Raw genomic sequence first — 16025 nt, 5'->3', positions numbered from 1 at the left:
GGCACTGGTGCGACTGGCGCGTCGCGCAGCGACTGCAGGATCGTAGGCGGGGCTTTCAAGCCCCGACGCGGCGGCACGACGCGCTCAACATACGATTGCACTGGTAGCAGCATCAGGGCGATGGCATGTTCGTTGGTGTTCCCGAAGCATCATGGAACGGGCGGTCGGGGACTGAAGCCCCCGCCTACAGTCACACCGTCGCTGCGCGACGGACGCCGGGCACGGCCGGCACTGGTGCGACTGGAGCGTCGCGCAGCGACTGCAGGATCGTAGGCGGGGCTTTCAAGCCCCGACGCGGCGGCACGACGACATCAACATGCAATCGCCCTGAAGACCGAATGGCAGGGTCGGACTTCTCGATATACTTCGGGCGAGGATATCCGATGGCATTCAGCGTCGAAGACTTTCACGACCTGATCGCGCTCCTGGATCATCACCCGGAGTGGCGTGCCGAGCTCTGTCGCCATGTGCTGTCCGACGAGATCCGTGAGCTGCCTGCGCTCGTCCGCCAGCTTGTGGAAGCCCAGGTCCGCACCGAGACCAGGCTTGAAGAACTGGTGCAGGCGCACGCGCACACAGACACCAGGCTTGAGCGGCTGGAGAGCTGGCTCGGGAGGGTCGAGGCGGCGCTTCTGGAACTCGCCGAGGCCCAGGGCCGCACGGAGACTCGTCTCGGCGATGTCGAGGTGCTCGAACTCCGCTACGCCCGACGTGGCCCCGCCTCCTTCGGTCCGATCGCTCGACGGTTGCGCGTCATGGAGACTGGCCCGTTCGCAGACATGCTGGACGATGCCGTCGAAGCCGGGCGGCTGACCAGCCAGGAGCGTGACGCGGTCCTCCTTGCGGACATTGTGCTCACTGGTCGCCGCCGCGACAACGAGCAGGCCGTCGAGATGGCTGGCGACCGCAACGTCTGGTACGTCATCGGTGGGCGCGTCACACCGCCACTCCCTCGCAGCCCCTCGTGAACGGCCAGCCAGTGTGAGCGGTCCACACCCGCGCTACCGGATCGGCATCGACACTGGCGGCACCTTCACGGACGTCGTCGCGCTGGACGAGGCGAGCGGCACGGTCTGGACGACCAAGACGCCGACCACCCCGGCTGACCCGAGCATCGGGTTCATGAACGGCGTCCGCAAGATCCGCGACGTGGTCGGGTTCGAGGCGTCGGAGATCGCGGCGATCTCACACGGGACGACCATCGCCACGAACGCGCTCTTGCAGGAGCAGTTCCCGGGCCTGGGCCTCGTCGTCACGCGCGGCTTCCGTCACATCCTCGAGATCGCCCGCCAGAGCGTGCCGCAAGGGTACGGAAACTCGTACTTCTGGGTGAAGCCCGAGCGGATCGTCCCCGTCCACTTCGTGCAGGAGGTCGCGGAGCGCAAGAACGTGCGCGGCGAGACCCTCCGGCCGTTCGACGAGGCCGAGGCTGCTCGCGCCGCCACCTGGTTCCGCGAGCACGGCGTGACCAGCATCGGGGTCTGCTTCCTGCACGCCTACGCCGACGGCGAGCACGAGCAGCGTATGCGCGAGATCATCCGGCGGGTCCACCCGGCGGCGGCCGTCTCGATCTCCTCCGAGGTGCTGCCGGAGTACCGCGAGTACGAGCGCGCCGTCACCACCCTGGTGGACGCCTTCGTCAAGCCGCTGGTGGCCCGCTACGTCGGGCAGATCCAGGCGCGCATCGAGGCGGAGGTCGGCCCGACCGTCCCCTTCTACGTGATGAAGTCGAACGGGGGCGTGATCTCCGCGCGGGAGGTCGCCGAGCAGCCGATCACCACGATTCTGAGCGGTCCGGCCGCCGGCGCGCTCGGCTCGGCGCACCTGGGGATGGCAGCCGGCTTCGACCGCATCCTCTCGCTGGACGGCGGCGGCACGTCGACGGACGTGGCGCTGGTGACGGACGGCGTGCCCAGCCTGACCACCGAGGGGAGGGTCGGGCGGTACCCCGTCAAGGCGCCGATGATCGACATCGTGACCATCGGCACGGGCGGCGGCAGCATCGCGTGGCGGGGCGCGGACGGCGCGCTGCGGGTCGGCCCGAGAAGCGCCGGGGCCGATCCGGGGCCGATCTGCTACGGGCGCGGCGGGACCGAGCCGACTATCACCGACGCCGCCCTGGTGCTCGGGCGGATCCCGCCGCACCTGCTCGGCGGCGAGATCCCACTGGACCTGGAATTGGCGGCAGCCGGCCTCGACCGGCTGGCGGACGGACTCGGATTGTCGCGGGAACGTGTCGCCGAGGGCATCCTGGAGATCGCCGGCTGGAGTCAGGCCAACGCTGTTCGGCAGGTCAGCGTCAAGCGTGGGCTGGATGTGCGCGACTACGCGCTGGTCGCCATCGGCGGGTCTGGGCCGCTGCTGGCGGGCAAGCTGATGGACCTGCTCGACGTGCGGGCGGCGGTGGCGCCGCCCAGCCCGGGCAACGTCTCGGCGCTCGGGCTGCTGACGGTGGACCTGAAGAACGACTACGTGGTCACGTCCGTCGGCTTCGACGACGAGCTGCAGCTGGAGCGCACCGAAGCGGCTTATCAGCGGCTGGAAGGGCTGGCCCGCGCAGCGCTCGCCCGCGAAGGCTTCTCCGACGCCGAGATGCGCATCGAGCGGGCGGCGGACATGCGCTACTTCGGGCAGGCCTGGGAGGTGCGGGTCGAGGTGCCGTCCGGACCGCTCACCCGCGAGGCGGCGGACGCCGGCGTAGCGAACTTCCATACGGCGCACGAACGGGTGTACGGTTTCAGCTACCGGCCCACTGCACCTGCCCGGCCGTCCGGGGTACCCTCACCCTCCCAGCCCCCCGCTCCGAGACAGCCAGGGGGGAGCGGTGCCGGGCCGGCCGGCCAGGGCCGGCAGCGCGTCGAGTGGGTCAACCTGCGCGTCACCGGGATCGGCCCGATGCGCCGCCCGCCGGTCGCCACCCTTCAGCCCCAGGACGGCACGGCCCCAGATCGGGCGTGCACGGGGACCCGCCCGGTCTACTTCGACGGCGCGTGGGTTGAGTCGCCCATCTACGACCGCGCCCGCCTGGGGGTCGGCGACACGCTGGCTGGCCCGGCCATCGTCGAGGAGGCGGGATCGACGACGGTGGTCTTCCCGGGGTTGCGGCTGCGCGTGGACGCCTGGGGCAACCTGCTGCTCACCCGCCCGTAGCCGCCAGCGCCGTTCAGTTCGGCGGCCGGGGCGCCTGCGTACCGCTGGTCCGCAGGCATTCTCGCTGCAATCTAGCGACGCTGACTCTCCTAAAAAACGTGAACGGCCGGTCAGCCCGCCGAAAATCTGCCCATTCTCGCGCGCGGCCCGGCCCGCCAGGGCCGGTTTCGCGCACTCATGCATTCAAGATAGGCCGTCTTACGCGGCAATGATGCGTCGTAACGGCCTCGAAACACGTAGCTGCATCGGTCAGATGGCCGATGCACCCTCCCTGCCGATGGCGTCGTGCTGCTCGCCCGCTATCGAGTACCGCACCGTTGCCTCGGTCATCGGTGCGACGCACGATCCGTCATCTGGCCGATTCATTGCAAGCCCGATACAAAACTCTTCAACCTACGTCTGAATACGACGATCATCCCCACGTCGAGCAGTCGTGGCTGCAGATGGGTGGGGCGGCATCCTGGCATGAGCTGGAGGGTGGTCGCGGCCCAGCCCGCTGTGGCTGGAAGGACGCCCCATGCCTCAATCCCGCTCCGCGCGTGCGGTATCGTCATCAACAACGAGGATCGGCTGGTTCCGCTCTCTCTGGAACGACGCCAATATCGCTGCGATCTCGGCCGGCGTGACGACGTTCATCTGGTACGCCGTCGGCATGGTCCCGGTCCAGATTGCAGCAGTCGGGCAGTTCAACCTGCCGCCGGCCGAAGTGTCGAGCTGGATCTTCATCATCTGGGCCACGGGCGCGGTCGCGTCCATCGCGCTCTCGCTGATCTACCGCCAGCCGATCCCGATCACCTCGACCATTCCCGGGCTGCTCTTCATGGCGACCCTCGCCGGCAGCTACTCGTACCCCGAGCTGCTCGGCGCAAACCTGCTGGCCGGTGTCCTGATCGTGCTGCTCGGCGTGACGGGCATCGGCGGCCGGCTGCTGGAGTGGCTCCCGATGCCGCTCGCGATGGGCATGCTGGGCGGCAGCATCCTTGGGGACGTCTCGAAGGCGGTCAACGCGACGGTCGGCGACGCCGTTGTGGCTGGGGCGACCGTCGTCGGCTACCTGCTCGGCCGGACCATCCGCATCCAGCAGATCCCGCCGGTCGGGCTGGCGCTGGTGAGCGGGGCCGCTGCCGTACTGCTGACCCGCAACTTCTCGGCGGCGCCGGTCTCGTGGCAGCTGCCGTCGCTGGTCATGCCGTCCATCGAGCTGACCTTCTCCTCGTTCATGGCGGTCAGCGTGCCGATGGTCGTCCTCTCGATGGGCCTCGGCAACGTTCAGGGACTCGGATTTCTGCGGGGGCAGGGCTACCGGGTTCCAGTGAACATCGTGACCATCGTCCTGGGCATCAACTCGATCGTCAACGCGATCTTCGGGGGCCACGCGGCCATCGTCTCGCGCAACGGCATGCCGATCATGGCGAGCGCCGAGGCCGGCCCGGTCGGCGGGCGCTACTGGGCCAACCTGGTCTCGGCGGGCCTGACGCTGATCATCGCCGTGGCGGCCTACCCGGTCGCCTCGATGCTCTCGATCCTGCCGGCCAGCTACGTGCTGGCGCTCGCTGGCGTCGCGATCCTGCCCTCGTTCCAGTCTGCCGTCGAGCAGGCGTTCAGCGGCAAACTCCGCTTCGGGGCCGTCGTCGCGTTTGTGATCGCCTGCACGCCGTTCTCGCTGTTCGGCGTGTCCTCGGCGTTTTGGGCGTTGATCGGCGGCCTGCTGGCCTCGCTGATCGCCGAGCGGACGGACTTGCTCGGGCACTGGCGGCGGACGGAGGTCCGCGAGGAGCGCCGCGAGCCGCGCGTGGCCGTCGATCTGCGCCCGAGCGCGGCCTACCAGATCAGTGGCCGGCGCCGAACGCCGATTCTGGCGCAGATCCGCAACATCAGCGACAACGGCCTCTCGGCGCTGTCGGAGCAGCAGCTCTCGCCGGGCGATCAACTGGAGCTGACCTTCCGCCTGCCAGATGGCGAGATCGACGTCTCGGTGCGGGTCGACGTGCGCCATGTCGACCACCTGCAGGATGGCCCCATCGAGCTCTGGGAGGCCGGCTGCGAGTTCCGCGCGGGCACGCCGAACGCCCGCGAGCGGCTGGCCGGCCTGCTGAACGAGCAGCCGGAGGCGAAGGCGGCTGCACCGGCCGCCGCGGGGACCGGGCCAGCCGCGAAGTCGGCGCGCACCGCCCCGACGCCGCTGCGACCGCCGGTCTCGCAGCCGCTCTCGACGCCCGAGGTGCGCGCCGAGCTGATCCGGGCCATCGCCAAGGACGAGTTCCGCGTCCACTACCAGCCTATTATCTCGTTCGAGACGCAGAGCATCATCGAGATGGAAGCGCTGCTGCGCTGGGAGCACCCGGAGCGCGGCCTCGTGGAGCCGTCCCGCTTCCTGCCGATTGCCGAGCAGACGGGGCTGATCGTCTCGCTGGGGCAGCGAGCCATCGAGCAGGCGTGCCGGCAGGTCCGCGAGTGGCAGCTGCTGCGCGGCGATGCGATGCCGCTCGGGCTGGCGGTCAACCTCTCAGCCCAGCAGCTCCAGCACCCGGAGCTGGTCGAAGACCTGGCACAGGCGCTCTGGTACTCGCACCTGGACCCCGGCTCGCTGAGCCTGGAGTTCAACGAGTCAAGCCTGCTGGACGGCCCTGACCTGGCCGAAGAGACGCTGCGCCGCCTGAAGCACCTTGGGGTGCGGCTGGTCCTGGACGATTTCGGGACCGGCTCGGCCTCCCTGCGGCGGCTGTCGCAGCTGCCGCTCGACGCGGTCAAGATCGACCGCTCGCTGATCTGCGACGTGGACACGGATGCCGCCCAGGCCACGATGGTCAAGAGCATCGTGGGGGCGGCCATGAGCATGGGCCTGCACGTGACCGCCGAGGGCATCGAGACCTGGGGCCAGCAGACGCTGCTGCGGCGGATGGGATGCCAGCGCGGCCAGGGCTACTTCTTCTGGTCGCCGCAGCCCGTCGAGCGCATCCCCGACCTGTTGAGTCCATCGATCCCAGCCCTGCTGGGGCCGTCAGCGCGGGCGATCCCTGCATGACGCTGACGCTGACCGCACAACCGTCGTCCGACTGTCCACCGGACGGCAGATCACCTGACACACCGGCCGGGGCCAGGATACCCGGCGGCGAAGGTCGGCGCCCATGGGGAGCACGCCGCCGACCGCTCCGCGGATCGCACATCCGGGCCAGGACGGCTCGGGTGGCACACGAGCATCGATATCAAAGGTGTTGCTCCGGTCAGCGGGGCCGACGTTCTCGAAAACAAGGTGAGCTCATGGAGAGCGGACTCAGGGAAAGAGGAGGCGACCGTGTTCAATAGCTGGCTCCCCGACTCGGCACGGAGGCTGACGCTGTCGGCGCACCTCTTCCTCTGTCTTGGATTGATGGCGGCCCTGCCGACGCTCCTCCTCGGCTGGGTGCAGACCCGTGAGTGGGCCGGCATCCAGATCGAGCAGGGCGACTACCAGAACCGGCTGGCCGCCCAGGCGCTGGCCCGCGAAGTCGGCCTGATCGTCGATGCCCACGCGCGGGCTATCGAGGCGCTCGCGAAGCAGGTCGAGGCCCAGGGCACCATGGACCCTGCCATCTTGCAGGAGATGGTGGAGCGCCAGCGGGCCGCCTACAACACCTTCCCGCTGATGTACGTCGCCAACATCCAGGGGCGCTCCATCGCCGCCAGCCCGACGGTGGACATCCAGGGCAACCCGAGCGTCGGCAAGGACTTCAGCGACCGCGACTACTACATCAAGCTGATGGCCACCCAGGACACCGCGATCTCGAAGGTGCAGATCGGGCGTACCATCGGCGTGCCCACCATCCAGATCGTCGCGCCGATCCGCGACGCCAGCGGCACGATGATCGGCTTCTCGGAGGGGTCGCTCGACCTGACGCTGATCCAGCGGCTGGCCGAGGAGATCACCGGCAAGGGCATCCCGCCCTACTCGACGGTCCTCGACGCCGAGGGCCAGGTGATCGCCTACGCTGGCGCCGACCCAGGCTCGTCGGGCGAGGTGATGCGGAAGCTGGGCGACCGGCCCGTCTACCGCTCGACCGCAAACCTGACCGGCGAGCTGCGGAACGGCCTCGACGAGGACGGCGACCGCGTGCGGGCCATCGCCGCGCCGATTCAGGCGCGCGACTTGAACTGGACCGTCGTCGTCGCACGGCAGGAGGCGATCTACGCTGCGCAGATCGCGTCGTCGGAGCACAAGACGATCTTCGTCGCCCTGGTCGCCGTCCTGGCCGGCCTGGTGGTGGCAGCGCTGCTCTCCAAGGCGCTGGCCCAGCCGTTCGCCCAGCTGGCTGCCGTGGCGACGGCAGTCGGCAACGGCGACTTCTCGCAGCCGCCCGTCCGGATCAAGAACTGGCACCCGCGCGACGTCCGCAGCCTGATCGTCACCGTCAGCTGGATGATCGAGCAGCAGCGGACCCGCACCGAGCACCTCGAGCAGCGGGTGGCCGAGCGCACGACCGAGCTGCGCGCCGCCAACGTCGAGCTGGACGCCAGCCTCGCCCATCTCCAGCGCGCCCGCGACGAGGCCGAGGAGGCCCAGCAGCGGTACGCCTCCCTCTTCGAGCAGAACCCGGACGGCGTCTTCTCGCTCAACACGAACCAGCGCATCATCAGCGCCAACCCGGCCTTCCAGCGGCTGTTCGGCTACAGCCTGGACGAGGTGATCGGCGGCTCGCTGATGCCGCTGATCGCCGTGGCGGACCGCGAGCTGGTGTCCGAGCACCTGAAGCTCGTCGCGCAGGGGAAGCCGCGCGACTTCCAGGTCAACCTCGTCAACCACGACGGCGAGCAGGTGGCGGTGACCATCACGGCCCTGCCGATGGTGATCGGCGGGCGTATCGTGGGCATCTACGGCATCGCCAAGGACATCTCGGAGCGCAAGCGGGCCGAGGAAGCCCTGGAACACCAGGCGCTGCACGATGCCCTGACCGGCCTGCCGAACCGCACGCTGCTGAACGACCGTCTCGAACGGCTGATCATCGCCCATCGGCGCAACGAGCGCGGCATGGCGCTGATCGTGATGGACCTGGACCGCTTCAAGGACGTCAACGACACCCTGGGGCACCAGGCGGGCGACGCGCTGCTGCAGCAGGTCTCGGGACGGCTGCAGTCGGCGTTGCGGACCTCGGACACGGTGGCGCGCCTGGGCGGCGACGAGTTCGCCATCCTGCTGCCGAGCGTCCGGATCCAGGGCGGCATCGGCGTGGCGCAGAAGATCCTGCGGGCGCTCGAACGCCCGTTCACCATCGGCGAGCAGGAGATCACCGTCGCGGCGAGCCTGGGCATCACGGCCTGCCCGGACCACGGCGACGACTCGGCGACGCTGATGCGGCGGGCCGACGTGGCGATGTACGTCGCCAAGCGGAACAACGGCGGCTTCGCGGTCTACTCGCCGGAGCACGATCAGAACAACGTGGACCGGCTGGCCATCGCCAGCGAGCTGCGCCGGGCCATCGACAACGGCGAGCTGCGGCTGCACTACCAGCCGAAGGTCAGCTTCAAGACCGGACAGGTCATCCGCGTTGAGGCTCTGGTTCGCTGGCAGCACCCCGAGCAGGGGCTGGTTCCCCCCGACCGGTTCATCCCCGTGGCCGAGCAGACGGGCCTGATCCGTCCGCTCGGGCAGTGGGTGCTTGAGGAGGCGCTTTCGCAGTACCACACCTGGCGGGACAACGGCCTGCGCGTGCCGATTGCCGTCAACCTCTCGATGCACAACCTCCAGGAGCCGGAGCTGCCGGCCCAGATCGGCGGCATGCTGGCACGCTGGGGCATCCCGCCCTCAGAACTGGTGCTGGAGATCACCGAGACGACGCTGATGGCGGACCCGATCCGGACCAAGGATGTACTCAATCGCTTGCGCGGCCTGGGCATCCAGATCTCCATCGACGATTTCGGGGTGGGCCACTCGACGTTCAGCTACCTGAAGCACCTGCCCGTCAACGAGATCAAGATCGACCGCTCGTTCGTCCAGGAGATGAACCTGAACGAGAGCGACGCGGCAATCGTCCGCTCGACCATCGATCTGGCGCACAGCCTGGGGCTGGCGGTGGTGGCCGAGGGCATCGAGAACGAGGAGACCTGGGATCGGCTCTCGGGGATGGGCTGCGACGTGGCGCAGGGGTACTACCTCTCGCGTCCGCTGGCGCCCGAGGCGTTCTCGCTGTGGCTGGAGGAGACGAACTACGGGGCGATGGGGGACGAGCACGCCGCCTGACGGCGCGCAGGCCGCACCCCCTGCCGCCTCGGGCCTCCACCCGTACTGGCCCGGGCGCCGCCGGGCCTGTACACTCGGCCTGTGCCTGATGCCACCCACGACGATTTCCTGGTCGGCGCGCCCCGCCCGTTTCGCGGGGCCGCCAGCAGCCCGGCCCCGGCCACGATCCCGAGTCTGCCCGTCGGGACGGTCCTGTCGCTGATCGGCGGGCTGGCGCTGTTGGCGGCGTTCACCATGCCGTGGCTCGGCATCCAGGTCGGGGCGCAGGGCGCGCTGCTCTCGGGCGATGTGCTCGGACGCCTCCTCGGCAGCACAACGGACCTGCGCCAGTTCATCCCCGGCAGCTCCGGCAACCCGCTGGAAGCCCAGGCGCTGCGTGCCCTGATCTACCTCTTCCCGACGAGCGGCGGGATCGCCGCCCTGCTGGCCCTGCTGGAGGGGTGGCTCGGACGGCGTGGCTGGCTGACGACGCTGATCGTGGTGAGCGGCGTCGTGCCGCTGATCGGGCTGCTGGGCGGGCTGGGCTTCTTGCCGCCGACCGCCAGCCGTCAGCACGGGCTGTGGGTCATCGGGCTGGGCAGCGCGGCAGTGATGCTCGGGCCGTTGCTGAACGGGCTGCTGTCCCGCCGCGCCGCCGCATCCTCTTCTTGAAACCCGTCCTGCGCCCGACGCCCTAGGCCCAGGGCATCGTCCACCCTTGCGAGGCTGCCAGCAGCACGTAGTACGTCTTGCCGTCGATGGCCGCCCGTCCTGATCGGCGGGCGAAAGAATGCGGCCGGGAGCGGGGCTCCCGACCGCAGAGAGAGGGGGCGCGCCGCGTTGGCGAGACGCGGCGCAAGTGGGACGATCAGGGAACGCTGACCCTCTTGTCGAAGGGACGGGTGCCGGAAGAGAGGTCGATTCTCCTGCTGTTGTACGCTTGCCAGGCTGACGGCACGGAGGGGCACGACCGATGGCGGAATGGGCCTGTGCTCTGGGCCACACCGCCGTCGCCCTCCCTGTCGGCCACGCCTGGTTCCCCGCCGCCTGGTGCATGTACATCATCGGCAGCCGTGCGCCGAGAGTTGGGAGGGTATCCGTCATCAGGTGGCGGGGCCAGATGACCTTTTCGCGGCGATCCCCCTCATGCAGCGGCATTCGACGTTCTCAGGAATCATGGGGACGTGTCAGCCCCCTGGGGGTATTCCCCCGCATGATGCCTGGATAGCGTTGCGGGCGGCCTTCGCGCTGCCCGCGCGAGCCGCGTCCCCGCTCGCGGCGCACCCGCCCGACGCTATCCTCTCGCCATGCCCGATCCCTCAACCTCCGGCGCGCCGATCCTCGCCGCGGGCGTCGCCGTGGTCACCCTGGCGCTGATCCTCCTCCGGCCGCGCGGCCTGCCGGAGCTGTACGCGGCGCTCGGCGGGGCGGCGGCGACCCTGCTGCTCGGGCTGGTGACACCGTCCGACGCTGTGCAGGCAGTGGCCGGCAGTTGGAACGTCTTTCTGTTCTTCATCGGCCTGATGGTCTCGTCGTTCACCGCCGAGCGAGCCGGCGTCTTCGACGTGGCGGCCGGACTGGTCGCCCGGCTGGCGGGGGGCAGCGCGCGCCGCCTGCTGGTGTGGGTCTACCTGCTGGGCGTCCTGGTGACGGCCTTTCTCTCGAACGATGCGACGGCCCTGCTGCTGACGCCCGTCGTCTTCACGCTGGCGCGCCGCCTCGAGCTGCCGCCGCTGCCGTACGCCTACGCCTGCGCGCTCTCGGCCAACGCCGCCTCATTCATCCTGCCGGTCTCGAATCCGGCCAACCTGCTGGTGATGGTCGGCGCGCCGATGACCCTGGCGACGTTCGTGGAGCGGCTCTGGCTGCCGAGCCTGCTCTCGGCCGGGGTGACCCTCCTTGGCCTGCTGGCGCTCGCCTGGGGGGCGCTCGGCCAGCGGTACCACCCGCCGCGCCCCGAGCCAATCGGACGACGGGCCTGGCTTGGCACGCTCGGGCTGGCGGTGCTGGTAGCCGCCTACCTGCTCTCAGACCTGCTGCGCCTGCCGCTGGGGGCGGTAGCTTGCGGCGGCGCGCTGCTGCTGGTGCTGCTCGACGCGTGCTGCGTCCGCCCGAGCCTGCCCGACCTCGCCCGCGAGGTGCCGTGGAGCGTGCTGGCGCTGCTGGCCGGCCTCAACGTCGTCGTCGAGGCGCTCGTCCACTCGGGCGTCACGGCCCCGGCCACCGGCCTGCTCGGCATCCTGGCCGAACCGTCTGGCCCGGCCGGGGCGCTCGGGCCGGCGGCGGTCGGGCTGGGGACGGCGCTCCTCTCGAACGCGATCAACAACCTGCCGATGGCCCTGGTGACCGCCGCTGCCCTGCACGGCCTGGACCCTGCCGCGGCCGACCGACTGGTGGCCGGGGCCATCGTCGGCATCGACCTCGGTCCCAACCTGACGACGGTCGGCTCGTTCGCCACGATGCTCTGGCTGATGCTGCTGCGGCGGCGGGGCATCGACATCTCGGCCTGGGCCTACGCTCGCGTCGGGCTGCTGGTGACGCCGCCAGCCCTGCTGGCGGCGCTCGGGGGGCTGCTGCTGGCCCGGTAGCTCGTGCGCGGCAGCAGCCCACCGTCTCACACGTCCGCATCCGCGCGATGCGTCGTTACTTGTACTTCGCGTAGATCGCTTCGACCTTCTGGGTGGCCCAGTCCACCGCCGTATCGACGTTCTCGGACTGGACGGCCTGTCCGATCATCAGCGGGATGATCCAATTCTGCTCGACCTCGGCGGCGGCCGGCGTCGGCGGGCCGGGATGCCCCACCACCCGCGCCGCCTGATCGAAGTCCTGGAGCAGTTGCAGCTTCGGGTCCTCGCCGATGATCGCCATCGGCTTCTTCCGGAAGTTCTTGAGGATCGGCTGGTTATAGCCCTGGCTGGCCTTCACCGCGTCCAGGTAGCCAGCGTAGTACTCGCTGAACAGGGCCTTGGCGGCCTCCTGGTTCTTGGACCACTTCATGAGGCCCCAGACTTCCACCGTCACCGAGGCGAACCGCCCCTTCGGCCCGGATGGGGCGTTCGAGATGTAGATCTTCTTCGCCAGTTCCGGATTGTCCTTCTCGATGGTCCGCAGCGAGCTGATCGGGTTCTGGATCCAGGCGCCGCGCCCGGACGCCAGGAACTGGTTGTTGCCGGTGTCGTCCCAGGACAGCACCTCGTTGGTCATCGTGTTCTTGTACAGCTCCAGCGCGTACTTGACGGCCTCCTTCGTCTCGGGTGAGTTGATAGTGACGGTCTTCCCATCCTGCCCGACATACGATGCGCCGTAGCTCCAGAGCAGGCTGCTCCACGAGTTGTTGGCATCGTTGCTCTTCTGGTTGATGGCGATGCCGATCGGGTTGCCCTTCGACTTGAGCAGCGTTCCTGCTTTCATCAGGTCGTCGAAGGTGTCCACGGGCTGAAGGCCGTTCGCGTCGAAGAGATCTTTGCGGTAGTTGCACCCGAACTCGATGAAGTAGGCCGGCACGCCCCGCCAGGCGCCCTCGAACTGCCCGATGCTCGTCGAGAGCGGATCGACCCAGCCGCCGTGCGCCTCGCCGACCTGCTTGACGACGTCTCCCACGTCCACCAGGCTCTTGTTGAAGACGTTGATCGCGCCGCTCTGGGTGAAGCCGAGGATGTCGTGGCCGTCGTTGGTGGCGACCTCGGCGGCCCACTTGGCCGGCAGCTCGCCCGCCAGGATGTGATCGACCTCCACGCTGACCTTGTTCTTCTCGCCCCAGTCCTTGGCCCACGTGTCAAACCAGACGTCGTAGGCCGGCACGAAGTGGGAGCGCATCAGCAGCTTGAGCGAGCCGCCGCCGGCGAACCCGCCGGGGCCGACCTGGGCAGCCGGCTGAGCGGCGGGATTCGCGGCCTCGGCCGGCTTGGCAGGTGCCGCCGCCGGCGCGGCTGGCTGCGCCGGCGCTGCCGGCTTGCTCTCGGCCGGTTGGGCGGGCGTGTTTGTGCCACCGCCGCACGCCGCCAGCAACGACGCCACGGTCACCCCGCCAAGCCCCAGCGCCGCCGTCCGCAGGAAGCCGCGCCGCGTGTGCGTTCCCCGCCGCGGGGACGCCGCCGCTCCGTTCACCGCCCGATCCTCAGGGCCGGATGTCTCGCGCACCATGGGGGTCAACCTCCTTCGGTCAGACCGCGTGCCCCCGGCCCGTCCACGCACCGGGGCTGAGCATGCCTCGCGTGAGCGAGTTCTCCGCGTGAGCCGGACTCGCCACCGAGCCCGGCGCTGCCGGCTCCCTACTTGAAGGCGCCGCCGGTGATGCCTTCCACGAAGTCGTCGAGGAACAGGTTGAACAGGATCGCCACCGGCAGGCCGGCGATCAGCGCCCCGGCCATCAGCTCGCCCCAGTAGTAGATGTCGCCACGGATCAGGTCCGTCACCACCCCGAGGGTGACCGGCTTCACCACCGCGCTCGACGTGAAGACCAGCGGGTAGAGGAACGCCTGCAACGAGATCGCGAAGGCGAACATCCCGGCCGCCGACAGCCCCGCCTTGCTCATCGGCAGGACGATGTGCAGCACCGCCTGGAACCGAGTGCAGCCGTCCACGAGGCCGGCCTCCTCGATCTCCATCGGCACGTTCTTGAAGAACCCCATCAGCAGCCAGACGGCGAACGGGATCGAGATCGTCGGCAGCACCACCACCAGCGACCAGATCGTGTTCTGGAGACCCAGGCCGTAGACGACCCTCGTCAGCGGGATGAACAGCAGCGAGGGCGGCACGAGGTACGTCGCGAAAATCACGATGCCCAGTTGCTGTGCGCCCGGCAAATCGAGCCGAGCCAGCGCGTAGCCGGCCGGCGTGGCGATGACCAGCGTGATCAGCACCACGCAGACGCCGATGATCGCCGAGTTCAGCATCCAGCGCCCGAACAGCGTCTTCTCGAAGAGGTACTGGATGTGCGAGAGCGTCGGCGGCTCGTTGAACCAGAGCGGGTTGTTGGCGAGCGTGTACAGGTCGCTGTTGGTCTTGAAGGTGGTGATCACCATCCAGTAGAAGGGGAACACCGCCACCAGCACGTACAGCCCCATCAGCGCGGCGCGCGTCAGCTTGCCCTGTTGGGTCCGCGAGATCAGCCGCCGTCGATGTGCCGGCCGGGCCGGCGCGTCCACCGCGATCACATGCCCTCCCGCTTGCCGATGTGGCGCAGCGACAGGACGGTCAGCACCAGCAGCACGGGCAGCAGGTACAGCGCGATGGCCGCGCCCTGGCCGAGCTGGGTGCCGCTCACGCCGACCTGCAGCGCGTAGTTCGCCAGCACCTGGGTCTGATCCACCGGGCCGCCACCCGTCAGGATGAAGACGACGGTCAGCTCGGTCAACGTGAAGATCAGGTCGAACAGCAGGGCGATGAAGAGGATCGGCGCGATGATCGGCACGATCACCTTGACGAAGCGCGCCCACCAGCCGGCCCCGTCGATGCGGGCCGCCTCGATGACGTCCGTCGGGATGGCCGTCAGGCCGGCCAGCACGGTGATCGCCCCGAACGGCACCGCCCGCCAGGTGCTGACGAAGATCACGGCGGCCATGGCCGGAATCGGCGTGCCCAGCCACTGGATGCCCTGATCCAGGATGCCGACGTTGATCAGCATCCAGTTGATGACGCTGTACTGGGAGTGGAACATCCACTTGTAGGCGATGGTCGAGAGGGCAATCGGGATGGTCCAGGGGAGCACGAACAGCACCCGCAGGATGCCGCGCCCCGGGAACGCTCCGAGCATCAGGAAGGCCAGCGCCACGCTGAGGGTGATCTTGGCGGCCGTCGCCACCACCCCGATGATGAGGGTGTTCCGCACGGCCAGCTTGAACGTCGGGTCGCGCGCTACGTCGACGAAGTTCTGGAGGCCCACGAAGTGGCCAGGGGCGGCGACCGTCGTGTTGGTCAGGCTGTACCAGATGCCGAGCAGCAGCGGGAAGCCGATCAGCGCCAGGACGTAGATGATGGCCGGCAAGACCAGCAGATAGCCGGCGTACCGGGGCGTCCGGAGCCGGTGCGCCAGCGTTCGCGGAGCCGCCACACCACGAGCGAGAGTCGCCATTGCCTGCCCCCCTTTGGGCAAACGCCTGCGGCACGATGAGCGCCCGACCGCTCCGCCAGTGGAGCGGGGCACGAACGCCAGGTGGGGTGCGTGAGCGTAGCCAGGGGCCGGCAAGACCAGCCTGCAGCGAAGCCTAAACCTATCAGACGATAGTGTCAAGCGATTTTGTCTAACAATATTTCTGATAGCGCTCATCTCTCGGCGCCCTGGGCTGCGCGCTGCTGAACGGCGCTTCCCGAACCGCTTCGCCTGCCAGGGCGATTGCATGTTGATGTCGTCGTGCCGCCGCGTCGGGGCTTGAAAGCCCCGCCTACCATCCTGCAGTCGCTGCGCGACGCCCCAGTCTCACCAGACGACGCCGTTCCCGGTGTCCGTCGCGCAGCGACGGTGTGACTGTAGGCGGGGACTTCAGTCCCCGACCGCCCGTTCCCTGATGCTTCGGGGACACCAACGAACATGCCATCGCCCTGCGTCGTGCGGCGGCGTCGGGGCTTGAAAGCCCCGCCTACGATCCTGCAGTCGCTGCGCGACGCGCCAGTCGCACCAGTGCCTGCCGTTCCCGACGGCCGTCGCGCAGCGACGGCGTGACTGTAGGCGGGGACTTCAGTC

At 69.1% G+C, this 16025-nt stretch carries 9 protein-coding genes; 6 read left to right on the top strand and 3 right to left on the bottom strand.

What is annotated here, in order from left to right; genetic code table 11:
* The first annotated feature begins 383 nt into the window (after positions 1–383).
* From IT306_03285 to IT306_03260, 6 genes are all read left to right on the top strand, one after another.
* Positions 384–968, top strand: a complete 585-nt coding sequence (locus IT306_03285; protein ID MCC7367418.1) for a hypothetical protein — start codon at positions 384–386, stop codon at positions 966–968.
* A gap of 13 nt (positions 969–981) precedes the next feature.
* On the top strand, positions 982–3150 hold the full coding sequence (locus IT306_03280) for a hydantoinase/oxoprolinase family protein (protein MCC7367417.1): 2169 nt from the start codon (positions 982–984) through the stop codon (positions 3148–3150).
* Positions 3151–3772: 622 nt separating this feature from the next.
* Positions 3773–6175 (top strand): EAL domain-containing protein, encoded by a 2403-nt coding sequence (locus tag IT306_03275; GenBank protein MCC7367416.1) that lies wholly within the window; start codon positions 3773–3775, stop codon positions 6173–6175.
* Positions 6176–6445: 270 nt separating this feature from the next.
* Positions 6446–9364 carry an EAL domain-containing protein gene (locus IT306_03270; GenBank protein ID MCC7367415.1) on the top strand — a complete coding sequence of 973 codons (2919 nt, stop codon included), beginning with the start codon at positions 6446–6448 and terminating at the stop codon, positions 9362–9364.
* 81 nt (positions 9365–9445) lie between these two features.
* Positions 9446–10015 carry a hypothetical protein gene (locus IT306_03265; GenBank protein ID MCC7367414.1) on the top strand — a complete coding sequence of 190 codons (570 nt, stop codon included), beginning with the start codon at positions 9446–9448 and terminating at the stop codon, positions 10013–10015.
* 635 nt (positions 10016–10650) lie between these two features.
* The gene (locus IT306_03260; GenBank protein ID MCC7367413.1) at positions 10651–11931 is read left to right on the top strand and encodes an arsenic transporter; all 1281 of its coding nucleotides are present in this window, start codon (positions 10651–10653) and stop codon (positions 11929–11931) included.
* Between the two features lie 55 nt (positions 11932–11986).
* Here IT306_03260 and IT306_03255 read toward each other — a convergent pair whose 3' ends face one another.
* From IT306_03255 to IT306_03245, 3 genes are all read right to left on the bottom strand, one after another.
* A complete protein-coding gene (locus IT306_03255) occupies positions 11987–13486 on the bottom strand; it encodes an extracellular solute-binding protein (protein MCC7367412.1) in 1500 nt (499 codons plus the stop codon).
* A gap of 128 nt (positions 13487–13614) precedes the next feature.
* Complete coding sequence (locus IT306_03250) at positions 13615–14409, bottom strand: carbohydrate ABC transporter permease (GenBank protein MCC7367411.1); 795 nt, start codon at positions 14407–14409, stop codon at positions 13615–13617.
* Between the two features lie 86 nt (positions 14410–14495).
* A complete protein-coding gene (locus IT306_03245) occupies positions 14496–15416 on the bottom strand; it encodes a sugar ABC transporter permease (protein ID MCC7367410.1) in 921 nt (306 codons plus the stop codon).
* Positions 15417–16025 lie beyond the last annotated feature (609 nt).

The organism is Chloroflexota bacterium (assembly GCA_020850535.1).
In the GTDB taxonomy this organism is placed as follows: domain Bacteria; phylum Chloroflexota; class UBA6077; order UBA6077; family JACCZL01; genus JADZEM01.
The sequence above is the reverse complement of the archived record's forward strand: the minus strand, read 5'-3'. Positions and strand labels throughout refer to the sequence as shown.

Bases quoted from the DNA above. Each gene is read 5' to 3' on its own strand.
- IT306_03245 (MCC7367410.1), bottom strand. From the start codon at position 15,416: ATGGCGACTCTCGCTCGTGGTGTGGCGGCTCCGCGAACGCTGGCGCAC.
- IT306_03260 (MCC7367413.1), top strand. From the start codon at position 10,651: ATGCCCGATCCCTCAACCTCCGGCGCGCCGATCCTCGCCGCGGGCGTC.
- IT306_03255 (MCC7367412.1), bottom strand. From the start codon at position 13,486: ATGGTGCGCGAGACATCCGGCCCTGAGGATCGGGCGGTGAACGGAGCG.
- IT306_03250 (MCC7367411.1), bottom strand. From the start codon at position 14,409: ATGGGGCTGTACGTGCTGGTGGCGGTGTTCCCCTTCTACTGGATGGTG.
- IT306_03285 (MCC7367418.1), top strand. From the start codon at position 384: ATGGCATTCAGCGTCGAAGACTTTCACGACCTGATCGCGCTCCTGGAT.